The sequence below is a fragment of the Pseudomonas sp. LBUM1673 genome (assembly GCF_059695645.1).
The window spans coordinates 3587305-3600468 of the sequence record NZ_CP166780.1; the positions used below are offsets into that span (position 1 = coordinate 3587305).

The following is a 13164-nucleotide window of genomic DNA, read 5'->3' on the forward strand; positions in this document are numbered from 1 at the left end:
AGGTTCAACGTTAAGCTCAACGTCCCGGCGCAATACTCTGAACCTGCGGCGCACCATTGACCCGTACTTGCAGTGCCTGATCCGCACTGATCGGTTCCGGTGCCGGCCAACGCATGATCGCCCCCGGCAGCACATAGCCTAGCAATCCCTCAACCAGCGGCCGTGTCTGACCGCCCTGTTTGAACGCGACATCGGTCAGCCGGGCATGCACCGCGCCCTGATTGCGCACTTCCACGTAGGAACGGCCATCGACCGCCACTTTACGCCAGCTCAGATCAGGCACGCCGGCGCCTTTGGGGTCGCGTTTACGGGTCATGTCTTCCTTGCTCCACAGACCGGAGCCATAGGCAAACAGTGGCACCGAGTAACGCATCTGAAACCGAATGGCGGCAGCGGTTTTGCCGTCTTCAGCCGTCACGGGCCTGGCCGCGGGGATTTCATCGATAATGATGCGATAGGCCAACTCCTGCCCCGGCGGTATATCGCGGGTACGGGTCAGGCGCACGAGTTGCTTCTGCCCGGGTTCGATTTTCGCTACCGGTGGGCTGCCAATGACATCGCGCTGGTTCTGATACTGATCGCTGAAACCACTCTGGCTCCAGGCAAACACCCGGATCTGCAGATTGGCCGTCTCGTTGCCGCGATTTTCCAGCCACAGCGCACTCGCCTGCTGATCAGCCTCCAGCACCGGATCGATCGGCCAGATCAGCACCGAACTGGCCGCCTGCACCTTGACCCCGCCCAGCAATACCATCGCCAGCACAGCGCAACGCGCGGCCGGTAACCTGCGCAGAGGTGAATACATATGCCTACTCCTTATGCTCGAACTACCGAGCTACCACGACAGCTGCACCTGCAGCACGTCGCTATAAATCCCTCCGGGCTGATCACCCGGTAACTGCACTTGTCCGTAAATAGGCAATCGGATGTTGTTCGCATCGCTATAGGCCACGGCCACGCTCTGACCGATGCCCAGGTTCTCACTGAAGGCCGCGTCACTGAACAATTGATAGGCCACACGGGCACTGCCGCCATCGAGCTGAAGGTGCCGCCCATTGCTGTTGTACTGGCCGCCATCGACACTCATGTTCAGGGTCACGCCTGGCGTGCATTGCACCTGCACGCCGGCGCTCAATTGCACCTGCACGGTGTTGGTCGCCAGCGCCGATTGAGTTCCGAAATCGAGGTTGCCGTAATTGGAGACCCCGCCCATTACCAGACATGCCGCCGTCACTGTCGCGCTGACCTGAAAACTCTGACTGGTCACCGCCGCCAGCGGCAGCGGCAAGCCGGTCGCGCAGAGCAGGATCAGGGCGGCACAACCATGATTGGCCATCGCACTAGAAGGTCAATACAACGGCGACAGAGTCTGAGTAGGTGCCTGCGGGCAAGCCTGCCTTGCCCACGGCCTTGCCGTAGATATTCACCGTCTGCGCCACGCCGGTACTTTCTGCGAGTGTGATCACCCCATCGATCGCCAGGACCTGCGTACGACCGGTGTCGGTGTACAAGTCGTAAGGCACGAAGTTGCCGCTGCCATCGGCCAGCGCCCGGGTGCCGCCGACAGATCCGCCGTCATTGGTGCCAGCCCCCACGGTGACTGTCGGCAAGGTGCCGCTGGAGCAGAGAATCGACAATGCGCCGCCCCCGCCAGCGAGCACCGCCCCGTTCGCTGTGGTGAACAGACTGCCGGTGGTGCCGAAGTCCAGCGTACCGAAGTCCACCCCGGTAGCCCCGCCGGGGGCACCGTTGATTTCACAACTGCTGCTGAGCGTCATGCTGGTGGTGATCTGGCCGGCAGATGTAGCCGCCTGAGCATTGCTGGCCAACGCCAGAACGAGCGCTGATAAACCAATCCTTGATACAAGCTTTTGCATGATGTCCTTCCTCTGGGGTTTACCAATCCAGCGTGACCGTCAGGGTGTCGGTATAGACGCCCGCCGGGACCGCGCTGGTATTCGCCACCACGGAGCCAAATACCGGGATTGGTATCTCGGCTCCATTGGTAACAGCGAAATAGCGTTGTTGACCGATGCTGTAGCTGTCGCCACCGGAAGCATCGAAGAACAATCGATAAGGGATGGTTTGGGTACCATTGCTCAGGCGCCGAGTGGTGCCGTCGCCATGGGCGCCGCCATCGATGGTCACGGTGAAACCGGTGACCGAAGGGTTGCAGGAGACTTCCAGCTTGCCGTTGCCGGCATCACTCAGGTTGGCGTTGATCGGGTTGGTCCAGGTCGGACCTTGCGAGCCGAAATCCAACAGCCCGAAATCACTGACCGGGCTGCCGGTGGGGCTGGTGACGCCATTGATCACTTCACAACTGGCGATGATTGTCAGCCGCGCATCAATCTGCCCGCTGATCGCCGCTTGCACCTCCTCAGCCAGCAGTAGAACTGTGCCAAGGGTCGTCACCACCCAACTCTTCATCGTCTTGCACCGATCCTAATTCCATCAGGATTCAAACATTGGCCGTCCGCTTGCGAACGACGTTTCCCTGTGCTGCCCGAATCCATCGGACAGATGGCACTCAATGCCTTGCTACCAGCTCACGGTCACTTTCAAAAGGTCGGAATAACGGCTGACACGGGGGATCTCGGACAGCCGTTCAATACGTGCATACAGGGGCAAATCCACCGTACCTGAATCCGGCACCTGTCCACTCAAGAGCACATTCACCGGCAGCGGAATCTGCCGTGCAGCGTCTTGATAGAGGCGATAAGGAATGGGTTTGCTGCGCTCTGCGCTGCCCGCCAGATAGCGGACCTCGCCTACGCCGCCATGCAGGCCGCCGTCGACTTGTAATTGGTAAGGGGTATCGGGATTGCATTCCAGGCGTGGCACACGTGCGTCGAGCAGTGCTGCACTCAATGGCCCGGCCGGATCGTCCAGACGGGCGGCGGTACCGAAGTCGAGGACGCCCAATTGCTCGATACCCGCCTCACGCTGTTGGCCAACCAACTGGCAACCGCGCTGCACATTGACCCGGACCTCAACCTGAAGCTGCGCCGCCAACACTGTCGCACTGAGCATCGTGCTCATGACCGCCAAAACCCCGAGCCCATTCAAATTCCCATTCCCTTTAAGGGGTTATTCGCAGGCTGAGGTTAGCATCCAAGGGGGAAACAACACGTCAAATCCGCATATTTGCGACGAAGGGGCACATTTCGTGTGTATCAGGGTATCGATAGGATTTCTGAAGGAAAAACCGTGCTTGACCACGGTCTTCAAGGTCAAAAGGTGACGGTGGCCGTCATTGTGTCGGCATAGGTGCCTGGCGGACTAAGCTGCCCCGCCGCCACCCGACCATAGACCGGGATTACCTGAGCGGAGCCACTGCCGGTTCCAGTGATGAGACCAGTGCCGCCGGTGTCGCCCCAATTGATCGCCCGCGTGGCGTCCGAGTACAGCGCATAGAACAGGATCCCTGCGGGAGTGCCGGACATCTGCCGGGCTGTCGCGGTCCCGCCGCTCGTCCCGGCACCGAGGCCCACACTATAGGCCGTCGTGTTGGTGCAGTTGACCGAGAGGCTGGATTCGGCATCGGCTTGCACGCCTGTATAGGCGCCGAAAGCCAAGGGAGAGGCCGTGATCCCACAACCGGCTACGATGCTCGCGGAGACGGCAAACGTTGCGGTGGCGGTGGCTGAAATGGCCTGAGTGGGCAGTAGACTGAGCGCGAAAGCCCCCAGGATCCCGACACCGGCGAGAACGCCCCTATTGCGCCGCATCCGAGTCTCTTGGCCTACCAGAGTATCGCTACGATCCCAACGGGGATATGAGGAGGATTGCGTGCTATGCAAGAACGTCATGGCGATAACTCCCTGTAGTACTTAGGGAACGGAAAGGTTTTTTCAGTACCCTGAAAGAACCTGACCTTCCAGCCTGGAATCCAAAGCGTAGTCCACATCCGAACCTCACACGTGCGTTTTCGGGCAATATCTGCGGAGATAGACCCATGTTGAACGGGCGAACACAGATTCGCTTTCGGCCAAAAGTGGCCGATGGTCGTTGCATTTCGCTTGTCGCCGGCGTTTGGCTAAGCTGAATAAATCGGGACTAACTGAAACCTGAGTGATAGCGGCCATTAGCGGATCCGGATTGGCATCAACGCGGTACTCCCAAAGGAGACGACCATGTATGCGGTGATAAGAACCTACCTGGGTGCTGGAGCAAAGCAGCTTTTCGATCTTTTAGAACAGCGCAAGGCCGACGTCGAAGCGACCCTGCGCACAGTGCCTGGCCTTGTAAGCTACACGCTGCTGAATACGGGTGATGGCGGTACGTCGGTGACTGTTTGCACGGACAAGGCCGGCAGCGATGCGAGCTTGAAAGTTGCACGCGACTGGATTCAGAAAAACGCCTCGAATATCCACGCAAACCCGCCAATCGTGACGGAAGGTCCGGTCATTGTGCAGATCCAATAGCGCGCCCTTGCGATTGATCTCACGACACTATCGCTGTCGCAAGTTTTGTATGTTTGCTTCGCACAGAGATGATCGTGCGCAAACCATCAGATTGAGCTTGCTTCAGTACAATGGGCGAATCTTTAACGTTTTTCGTAGATAGCTCGCTGACGCAGGGCACAGATGCTTGAACTGAGCTGTGTGGTTGATAACGACAGGCGCCTCATCCCTATCGAGCAGTTCATAGCCATTGGCCGCGAAAAAACCAACAGCGCTTTGGGTCAGCAAGTGAAGTCGGACTGCGCCTTGGGAGACGGCATACTGTTCCAGTTCAGACAACACGGCTTTTCCCAACCCCTCACCACGACACGCCTCATTAACGACCATTGAACGAAGCAACAGATCAGGGCCAGAACCCTCCAGCCCTCCATAAGCAATCCATTTCCCATCCACGTCGAAGCGGTAAAACTGCAGCCCAGGTTCGCCTACATCTTCGCAGGGCAATCCTGCTTGACTCAAAGATTCACGGAGCTGATCCAAACCACTCGCCCCTACTTTAATCATCTGCATCGTCAGCCCTCTTCTTGATTCCCTGATACTCAATGCTAGCAGGCACAATTCTTATCAATCGCCCATCAACAGCCATTCTTGAAGCGGGATTTGGGGTGTTCGGGAGAGCGTGTTTAATGTGGCTGCGGGTTACTTCCTGAACGCTACATCGTCTTACGCGTCGCTTCGCCTGTTGAAAAACGGCCTTAACCAAGCAATGCCAGTCCGTTAAGGCGCGGAACCTGTGGGAGCGGGCTTGCTCGCGAAGGCGTCAGATCAGCCAGCATTAATGTTGAATGACACACCGCTTTCGCGAGCAAGCCCGCTCCCACATGGGTTGCGCTAACTGACTGGCATAACGCAAGTGTACGGCGATTTGCGCTCACCGCTGTATGGGCCAGGCCACTCGTCACTCATGATAAAAATAAGGCTCTCGTTACTGGAGCCGCCGTCATGGACCTCGCCACCCTCACCCTGTTTCTCCCGGCCTGCTTCGCTCTGAACATGGCCCCAGGCCCGAACAATCTACTGTCGGTCAGCAACGCCACCCGTTACGGTTATCGTCGCGCCTGTGTGGCCGGTGTCGGTCGCTTGCTGGCGTTTGCCGGGATGATCGGCCTGGCCGCCGCCGGGTTGTCGGTGGTGCTGCAAACCTCGCAATGGCTGTTCTATGCGATCAAGATCGTCGGCGCCGCTTACTTGTTGTACCTGGCCTGGCAACTGTGGCGTGCCAATCCCGAGGCCGAGCAACACATCACCGGCAAGTCGATGGGGATCCTGGCCCTGGCGCGGCAAGAGTTTCTGGTGGCGGCGGGTAATCCCAAGGCCATTTTACTGTTCACCGCATTCCTGCCGCAGTTCGTCGACCCGACCCAACCGGTGGCCGCGCAATTCACCGTGCTCGGCGCGTTGTTCCTGATGCTGGAATGGATTGCCATCAGCGCCTACGCCTACATGGGCCTGCACATGCGCCGCTGGTTCGCCGAACCACGAGGCAAACGGATTTTCAACCGTTGCTGCGCGGGTTTGTTGTCGGCGGCGGCTTCGGTGCTGTTGATGGCGAAACGGGCGTGACCCTTACCCTTGTGGCGAGCGAGCTTGCTCGCGTTGGGCTGCGTAGCGGCCCCAAATTCTGATAACAATCGCCGTTTTTTTGTGAGTGCTACGCACTCAAGCGGGAGCAAGCTCCCTCGCCACGGGTTTCTCACTGACTCAAGAGTCTCTTACCCTTGGGACGGCCCTTTCAGTTCGACCTGATTGCCGTCCGGATCGAAGCAATAGATCGACAGCCCGTGGCCTTCGGCGCCGAAACGCACGGCGGCTTTCTCGGGTGTCAGGCCGAAGGACTGCAAGTGACTGACCAGCGCTTGCTCGTCGAACGGTTCGATGCGCAGGCAGAAGTGATCGACGTTGCGCCGTTCGTGACCAGCGCCAGCACCGCCCTTGCGGCCGAGTTCGCCCTGGATGTCGACGAGGTCGATCATCGAGGTGCCCGCACGTAAATGCACCAGGCCCAGATCGTCACGGCGCTTGACCAGTTTGGCGCCGAATACTTCGCCGTAAAAAGTGATGCTTCGCTCCAGATCCTTGACGCGCAGGACGATGTGATCGATGTGTTTGATCGTGAACGCTTGCATTAGGATGATTCCTGAAAATATCGTTTACAGGATTACCGGTGACCCGATGACTGTAGCTCAGGGCCACAAAAATTCACTGTCGATTTTCCGGTGGAGGCGCCGGGCGACGCGGCCTATGCTCAGCCCATGAACCTACAAAACGCTGTGCTTCCGCCCCACGCCGAGATGGTTCGCGCCATGCTCGAACGCGACACCGCCTACGAGGGGGTGTTCTTTACCGCGGTCAAAACCACTGGCATTTTCTGCCGCCCCGGCTGTACGGCGCGTAAACCGAAGCCGGAAAACGTCGAATTCTTCGCCCATGCCGATGAGGCGATGTCGGCGGGTTATCGGGCGTGCCTGCGTTGCAAGCCGCTGGATGCCGCGGCCATCGCGCCGGACTGGGTGCAGCGGCTGCTCAAATCCGTCAACGCCGATCCCGACCTGCGCTGGACTGATGCCCAGTTGCTCGCCGAGGGCATCGAGCCGCTGAAACTGCGCCGCTGGTTCAAGCAGCATTTCGGCATGACCTTCCACGCCTGGCTGCGCAGCCGGCGCCTGGGCATCGCCCTCGGTGGCATCAAACAGGGTGAATCCATTGACAACGCCGCGTTCGACTCCGGCTACGAATCCCTGAGCGGCTTTCGCGATGCGTTTCAAAAGTCGTTCCACATCACGCCCGGCCGCACCGCCCATAGCGAGCCACTGCTGTTCACCCGGCTGACCACACCGCTGGGGCCGATGATCGCCATGGCCGAACAGCGTGGGCTGGTGTTGTTGGAGTTTCTCGATCGACCGGCATTGACCAAGGAAATCGAAGAACTGCAGAAACGTTACGGCTACGCCGTGGCACCCGGTCACAACGGGCATTTGCAGCAGATCGAATTAGAACTGGCGCAATACTTCGCTGGCAAACGGAGCGAATTCAACGTGCCACTGCACCTGCCCGGCAGCGCTTTCGCCCGTCAGGTGTGGGCTGAACTGATGAAGATCCCGTACGGCCAGACGACTACCTACGGCGCCATCGCCGCGCAACTGGGCAAGCCCGGCGCCAGCCGCGCCGTGGGCCTGGCCAACGGACAAAACCGCCTGGCGATTATCCTGCCCTGTCACCGGGTGATCGGTGCAGATGGCTCGCTGACCGGCTATGGTGGTGGACAACCGCGCAAGGCGTTTCTGCTCAGGCTGGAAAGCGCCGCGGTGCACATCACCCAACAACTCGCATTCTGATCAATCCGCCGTTTCTTTTCAGAAAGTCATAAGGAAGGACATTCGATGGACACACTCGACAACCCATTCCACCAACTGCATCAGAGCGACCTGCTGATTCTGACCAACGTCGCCGACGCAACCGGGGCGCGACTGGTAGAGCAACTGGGCAGCAAGGCCGTCGCCACCAGCAGCGCGGCGGTGGCTTGGGTTCACGGTTATCCGGATGGCAACACGTTGCCGCTTGAACGGCTGATTTCCACCGTCGAATCCATTGCCCGAGTCATCACGGTGCCGTTGACCGTGGACATTGAGGCCGGTTATTCCGATGACCTGGGGCGGGTTGCGGAAGTGATCGACGCCGTCATCGCCGCCGGTGCCGTGGGGATCAATATCGAGGACGGTGCTGCACCGCCCGAACTGCTGGCCCGCAAGATCGAAATCGCTCGCCAGGTCGCCAATCGTCGGGATGTGAAGCTGTTCATCAATGCCCGCACCGACGTCTACCTCAAGGGCCTGGTGCCGGCCGAAGACCGCGTCGCAGAAACGCTCAAGCGGGCCGCGTTGTATCAGGCGGCCGGTGCCGACGGGCTGTTTGCAGCTGGCGTCACGGCAACGTATGAGATCGACGCCCTGTGCCGTGGTACGACGCTGCCGGTGAACGTGCTCGGCTTCCCGGGCCTGCCTTCGCCTGAAGAACTGCAAGCCCTCGGTGTGCGCCGTTTGAGCGCCGGTTCGAGCATCGCCGAATTCCTCTATGGCGCCATGGCTGGCCTGGCCAAGAGTTTCCTGGAAACCGGCAAACTCGACAGTAGCCACCTCAAGGCCTTCACGTATGGCCAGGTGAACGCCCTGTTGGCGCCGTCCGGCAAAATTTGACCGCAAGCAATGGAGTGCGACGCTGCGGAGCGACGACTAATCTTCCCGCAGTCACCCGCACTTCAGGATGTTCCATGCCCGACACCTATCAACTGGCGAGTGAATTTCTCTCGGCCCTTGATGCCGACTGGCAACGCCATATCAGCGCCATCGGCCCCTGCCTGCATCAACCCCATGCGGCTCGCGATCCTTATGAATCGCTGGTGCGGGCGATTGCCTATCAGCAACTGCATGCAAAAGCTGGCGATGCGATTGTCGGCCGGCTGCTGGCGTTGTTTCCTTCAAGCACCTTCCCAAGACCCGAGCAAATTCTGGCGACCGACTTCGAGCAGATGCGCGGTTGCGGGTTTTCCGCCAGCAAGATCGCGACTATTCAGGGCATCGCTCAGGCGGCTCTGGACGGGGTGGTGCCGGATTACGCCACAGCGTTAGCCATGGACGATGAAGCATTGATCGAGCGCTTGATTACCTTGCGCGGGGTGGGTCGCTGGACGGTGGAAATGCTGTTGATCTACAGCCTGGAACGGCCGGATATCTTGCCTGCCGATGATTTTGGCGTGCGCGAGGGTTATCGGCGGCTGAAGGGGCTGGAGGTACAACCGACTCGTAAGCAGATGATTGAAATCGGGCTGGCGTGGCGGCCCTATCGGACGGTGGCGGCGTGGTACTTGTGGCGGGTGCCCAACCGGTAGACCGCGCTATCGTTCTTCGCGAGCAAGCCCGCTCCCACATTAGATCTTCAGCGAACACGGATTTTGTGTACGACAACGATCAAGTGGGGGAGCGGGCTTGCTCGCGAAGGCGCCCGCACATCCAGCATAAATTCAACTGCCCAGAAACGCTGACGGTCTAGGCTGTCTTGAGTCATCCCAGCCCCCGTCGGAGGTCCCCATGCAGCTTGAAGGCTCTTGCCATTGCGGCGCGGTGTCGTTCAGCCTGACCAGCGCCCACCCCTACCCTTATCAACGCTGCTATTGCTCGATCTGTCGCAAGACCCAAGGCGGTGGCGGTTATGCGATCAACATCGCTGGCGATGCCGCCAGCCTCAAGGTGCGCGGTCGCAAGCACATCGCTATCTACCGTGCGCTCCTCAAGGATGATGATGACAAACGCGCCCACCGCAGCACCGCCGAGCGACATTTCTGTTCCCTTTGCGGCTCGGGATTATGGCTGTTCAGTCCTGAATGGCCGGACCTTGTTCACCCATTCGCCTCGGCCATCGACACGGCGTTGCCGGTGCCATCCGAGCACACGCATCTGATGCTCGGCTCCAAAGCACCGTGGGTGGAAGTCCAAACGCAGCCCGGTGATCGACAGTGCGATGTCTGGCCCGAAGAGTCCATCGCCCAATGGCATGAGCGCCTGGGTTTGAGCTGCTAAGCCCGTTTACAGTCTATGACAGTTTCCCGACAAAGCTGTCAAAGATTGCTCGCCGTCACCCGCCTAGCATGGGCGCATCCAACCTCCCTTCGGGTGCTCCCATGTTCCGTTCGTTGTGTCTGTCGTTGACTTCATGCTGCCTGCTCCTCCCCGCCGACTCCTTGCACGCCGAAGACTGGCGCTACAGCCTTCGCACCGGTGCCGCCAGCGTGCCGCGTTACAGCGGCAGTGACGAGCGGGTCGTGGCGCCATTGCTGGGGGCAAAAATCATCAGCCCTTATGGCGTTTTTCTCGATACCGACAAGGGCGTGGGTTGGGCATTCGATGAAGACGACTTCGGTTTGAGCGTGTACATCGGCGCCAGTGATGTGCGCAAGGATCGCAAGAGTGGGTTCAAAGGCTCGGATGAGCTCGACGGCATGGGCTCGATCAAGTCGCGCCCGGCGCTGGGGCTGGACGGGACCTATCACATGGGGCCGTTCATCCTCGGCGCGACCTTCGAGCATGCGCTGGAAAAAGATGAGGGCGATCACGACACCGGCTCGGCCTGGAACCGGCTGAAGCTGAGCATCAGCGCACCGCTTTATGAGGGTGACTATGGCAAGCTCGTGGGCAGACTCAACAGTCAGTTCGGCGACAGCAACTACGTGCGCACCTGGTATGGCGTCAGCGCGGCTCAGGCATCGCGCAGTCAGTTCCGGGCTCATGACACCCACGGCGGGCTGGTGAGTCGCGGGGCGGATTTGACCTGGTCATTGCCGATCAATGAACAGTGGCGTTTTTCGACAGTGCTGGCCGTTCAGTACCTGGCCAATGATGCGGCGGACAGCCCGATTGTGGAGCGGCGGATGCAGACGTCATTGGTTGGGCAGGTGGTGTACACCTTTTGAAGGCGGCGTTGCTGATGGCCTCTTCGCGGGCAAGCCTCGCTCCTACAGGATTTGTGGCGTTCGCGAATACAGACCTGTAGGAGCGAGGCTTGCCCGCGAAGGCGTCCGCAAGAACGCCACAGCTAATCAACATGCGCCCAGGTCATCCGAAATGACGCCCCGCCCCAAGGCGAGTCCGTCACTTCCACTTGCCCGCCATGGGATTGCGCCACCCGTCGCACCAGCGCCAGCCCCAGGCCAAAACCACCGGTGCGGCGGTCGCGGCTGGCGTCCAGGCGCGAGAACGGCTCGAAGATTTTCTCCCGCCCGTCCAGCGGCACGCCCGGCCCGTCGTCGTTGACCCGCACTTCGTAATGATCACCGGTGCGCACCAATGACACGTCCACCCGCTGGTCGGCATAGCGAATGGCATTGCGCAGCAAATTGATCATCGCGCGGGCCATGAAGCGCGGCTCGATGCGAACCTCGTCGACCTTACATTCGACAATCAACAGCTGCACCCCGGCGGCTTCAGCCTCCAGCACCACACTGCCAACCACGCTGTCGAGCCAGTTGCTGGCCTGAATGTTTTCCCGCGTAATCACCGTGGCGCCGCGCTCAAGGCTGGCGTACGTCAGCAGCTCGGAAACCATTTCTTCCAGCTCGCCGAGGTCCGCGTACATGTCGGTGATCAATTCGCGGCTCTGGGTCGGATCGGGTTGTTGCTTGAGTTGATCGAGTTCGAACGACAACCGAGCAATCGGCGTGCGCAGTTCATGGGACACCGCGTTGGTCAGCTCGCGCTGATTGGCGATCAGGCCCTCGATGCGCGCCGCCATCAAGTTGAAGTGTTCGGCCAGATCGCGGATGTTCGAACGCTTGGACGGCTGAATGCGCGCCGACAGGTCGTTGTCGCCAAAGCGTTCGGCGGCCAGGCGCAGTTTCTCCAGATCGCGCCAGTGCGGGCGCACCCAGAAAAACAACACGAAACCGATCATCACCGCAATCATCAGATAGGCCGCTGCAATGTAGAACGGCATCAGACTCGGCTCGGCCGGCAGCTTGATGCTGAGCAGCTGCGAACCGTCGTCAATGCGCGAGATGAACTGCATGTACTTGTCACGAATCACTAGCAGGCCTTGGGCCAACTCGGCTTTCTCCTGATCGGTCAGGGACAGTTGATCGGTCTCGACCAGGGTCAGGCCCAAGCCGTAGTGGGGGCGCACGGCTTCCAGTTGTCGCTCCCGGGCCAAACCGTCCAGGCCGCGCATCTGCTCGGCCAGCGACCAGGCCTGGCCACGCACCGCCTCTCGGTTGTAGCTCTGCATCTGACCGTCGAGAAGTGCATTGAACGTGCGCTCGACGGTTTGCAGCGCCAGTACCAGGCCAACCGTCATCACCAGAAACAGCCCGAGAAATAACCGCAGCATTTACAGCTCCCACGCAAACGGATTGAACAGGTAACCCTTGCCCCACACGGTCTTGATGCACACCGGCTCGCGCGGGTTGTCCTTGAGCTTGCCGCGCAATTTGCTGATATAGACGTCGACGCTGCGGTTGAGGCCGTCGAAGGCGATTCCGCGCATGCGGTTGAGGATGTCGTCACGAGACAGAATTTTGCCGGCGGCGCTGGCCAGCAACCACAACAGTTCGAATTCCATGGTGGTGAGTTCAATACCCTCGCCCGCCAACCGCACTTCGCGGCAACTGCGGTCGATGCTCAGCTGGCCGAACTCCAGCGAGTTGCACACGCTGGTGTCTGGCATCTGACGGCGTTGCAGGGCGCGCAAACGGGCCAGCAGCACGGGTGGCTTGATCGGTTTGATCACATAATCGTCGGCGCCGGACTCAAGACCCAGGATGTGATCGAGGTCGTCCTCCTTGGCGGTGAGGATGACGATCGGCGTGTCCGATACGCTGCGGATCTCGCGGCACACGTGCAGGCCGCTCTGGCCCGGCAACATAAGGTCGAGCACGACGACTTTCGGTTTGAAATCGAGGAAAGTAGCCAACGCGAGGTCACCGCGGTGCACCTCGCGGACCTCGAAGCCGTGTTGGGACAGAAAATGCGCGATCAGCCCGGCGAGCTTTTCGTCGTCTTCCACCAACAGTACTTTGCCAAAACCCAGGTTTTCCATAACGACCGTTTGCCAACCCTTGAGTGAAGTGGGCGGCATTATGGCGCCAATCGCGGGCGGCACGGTTATGGCAGGCAGCAAAAACCGGCCGCAAGGGCCGGTTTTTGGCGATGTTTCA

Annotated in this window: 17 protein-coding genes; 7 read left to right on the forward strand and 10 right to left on the reverse strand. The window is 59.9% G+C overall.

Features of this window, described 5'->3' with window-relative positions; genetic code table 11:
* Positions 1-16: 16 nt before the first annotated feature.
* From ACA044_RS16455 to ACA044_RS16480, 6 genes are all read right to left on the reverse strand, one after another.
* A complete protein-coding gene (locus tag ACA044_RS16455; RefSeq protein WP_497442359.1) occupies positions 17-805 on the reverse strand; it encodes a fimbrial biogenesis chaperone in 789 nt (262 codons plus the stop codon).
* Positions 806-835: 30 nt separating this feature from the next.
* Entirely contained in the window at positions 836-1336 is a 501-nt protein-coding gene (locus ACA044_RS16460) for a Csu type fimbrial protein (protein ID WP_497442360.1), read from the reverse strand.
* A 4-nt stretch (positions 1337-1340) separates the two neighbouring features.
* Positions 1341-1877, reverse strand: coding sequence for a Csu type fimbrial protein (locus ACA044_RS16465; protein ID WP_497442361.1), 537 nt, complete (start codon positions 1875-1877; stop codon positions 1341-1343).
* Between the two features lie 19 nt (positions 1878-1896).
* On the reverse strand, positions 1897-2430 hold the full coding sequence (locus ACA044_RS16470; protein ID WP_497442362.1) for a Csu type fimbrial protein: 534 nt from the start codon (positions 2428-2430) through the stop codon (positions 1897-1899).
* A 111-nt stretch (positions 2431-2541) separates the two neighbouring features.
* Complete coding sequence (locus tag ACA044_RS16475) at positions 2542-3042, reverse strand: Csu type fimbrial protein (protein ID WP_497442363.1); 501 nt, start codon at positions 3040-3042, stop codon at positions 2542-2544.
* 191 nt (positions 3043-3233) lie between these two features.
* On the reverse strand, positions 3234-3731 hold the full coding sequence (locus ACA044_RS16480; RefSeq protein WP_497442364.1) for a Csu type fimbrial protein: 498 nt from the start codon (positions 3729-3731) through the stop codon (positions 3234-3236).
* A 405-nt stretch (positions 3732-4136) separates the two neighbouring features.
* On the opposite strand from ACA044_RS16480, the gene ACA044_RS16485 reads away from it, so the two are divergent.
* Positions 4137-4427, forward strand: coding sequence for a hypothetical protein (locus ACA044_RS16485; protein ID WP_497442365.1), 291 nt, complete (start codon positions 4137-4139; stop codon positions 4425-4427).
* 102 nt (positions 4428-4529) lie between these two features.
* Here ACA044_RS16485 and arsN2 read toward each other — a convergent pair whose 3' ends face one another.
* Complete coding sequence (gene arsN2, locus ACA044_RS16490; RefSeq protein WP_497442366.1) at positions 4530-4976, reverse strand: arsenic resistance N-acetyltransferase ArsN2; 447 nt, start codon at positions 4974-4976, stop codon at positions 4530-4532.
* 432 nt (positions 4977-5408) lie between these two features.
* Here arsN2 and ACA044_RS16495 point away from each other — a divergent pair, with 432 nt between their 5' ends.
* Positions 5409-6029 (forward strand): LysE family translocator, encoded by a 621-nt coding sequence (locus ACA044_RS16495; RefSeq protein WP_497442367.1) that lies wholly within the window; start codon positions 5409-5411, stop codon positions 6027-6029.
* A gap of 149 nt (positions 6030-6178) precedes the next feature.
* Here ACA044_RS16495 and ACA044_RS16500 read toward each other — a convergent pair whose 3' ends face one another.
* A complete protein-coding gene (locus ACA044_RS16500; protein ID WP_497442368.1) occupies positions 6179-6592 on the reverse strand; it encodes a VOC family protein in 414 nt (137 codons plus the stop codon).
* 126 nt (positions 6593-6718) lie between these two features.
* Between ACA044_RS16500 and ACA044_RS16505 the strand changes: the two genes are divergently transcribed.
* The 5 genes from ACA044_RS16505 (at position 6719) to ACA044_RS16525 (ending at position 10929) form a co-directional block, all read left to right on the forward strand.
* Positions 6719-7801 carry a bifunctional transcriptional activator/DNA repair enzyme AdaA gene (locus ACA044_RS16505; protein WP_497442369.1) on the forward strand — a complete coding sequence of 361 codons (1083 nt, stop codon included), beginning with the start codon at positions 6719-6721 and terminating at the stop codon, positions 7799-7801.
* A 45-nt stretch (positions 7802-7846) separates the two neighbouring features.
* Complete coding sequence (locus tag ACA044_RS16510; protein WP_497442370.1) at positions 7847-8659, forward strand: isocitrate lyase/PEP mutase family protein; 813 nt, start codon at positions 7847-7849, stop codon at positions 8657-8659.
* Between the two features lie 74 nt (positions 8660-8733).
* On the forward strand, positions 8734-9351 hold the full coding sequence (locus ACA044_RS16515) for a DNA-3-methyladenine glycosylase family protein (RefSeq protein WP_497442371.1): 618 nt from the start codon (positions 8734-8736) through the stop codon (positions 9349-9351).
* A gap of 199 nt (positions 9352-9550) precedes the next feature.
* Positions 9551-10039, forward strand: coding sequence for a GFA family protein (locus ACA044_RS16520; RefSeq protein WP_497442372.1), 489 nt, complete (start codon positions 9551-9553; stop codon positions 10037-10039).
* Between the two features lie 101 nt (positions 10040-10140).
* Positions 10141-10929 (forward strand): MipA/OmpV family protein, encoded by a 789-nt coding sequence (locus ACA044_RS16525; RefSeq protein WP_497442373.1) that lies wholly within the window; start codon positions 10141-10143, stop codon positions 10927-10929.
* A gap of 122 nt (positions 10930-11051) precedes the next feature.
* Here ACA044_RS16525 and ACA044_RS16530 read toward each other — a convergent pair whose 3' ends face one another.
* The gene (locus ACA044_RS16530) at positions 11052-12338 is read right to left on the reverse strand and encodes an ATP-binding protein (RefSeq protein ID WP_497442374.1); all 1287 of its coding nucleotides are present in this window, start codon (positions 12336-12338) and stop codon (positions 11052-11054) included.
* A complete protein-coding gene (locus ACA044_RS16535) occupies positions 12339-13046 on the reverse strand; it encodes a winged helix-turn-helix domain-containing protein (RefSeq protein WP_497447242.1) in 708 nt (235 codons plus the stop codon). It abuts the gene before it with no gap.
* Positions 13047-13164: the final 118 nt, after the last annotated feature.